Consider the following 254-nt stretch of genomic DNA (forward strand, 5'->3'; position numbering starts at 1 on the left):
CAGCGTCAGCCTCCAGATCGTGGTCGGCTCGGTAGAGGAGGACGGGCGGCGCCCGATCACCGTCCACTCCACACCCGCAGGAGACAACCAGGCGGAGGCGTGGACGCTTCACGCCACCGGCTTCGTCGCACCCGCGACAACAGCGCTTCACGACACCTCCCTCACCGAGTGGCCCGCGCCCGGCGCCGAGGCCGTCTCGATCGACGGCGTGTATGACGTGCTGGCCGAGGCCGGCTTCGGCTACGGCCCTGTCT

The 254-nt window shown here is 70.5% G+C and carries 1 protein-coding gene; it reads left to right on the forward strand.

What is annotated here, in order from left to right:
- Positions 1-19: 19 nt before the first annotated feature.
- On the forward strand, positions 20-254 hold a 235-nt coding region (locus ACLF6P_RS30090), incomplete at its 3' end, for a hotdog family protein (RefSeq protein WP_415954597.1).

The sequence above is a fragment of the Streptomyces lothianensis genome, from assembly GCF_047779955.1.
In the GTDB taxonomy this organism is placed as follows: domain Bacteria; phylum Actinomycetota; class Actinomycetes; order Streptomycetales; family Streptomycetaceae; genus Streptomyces.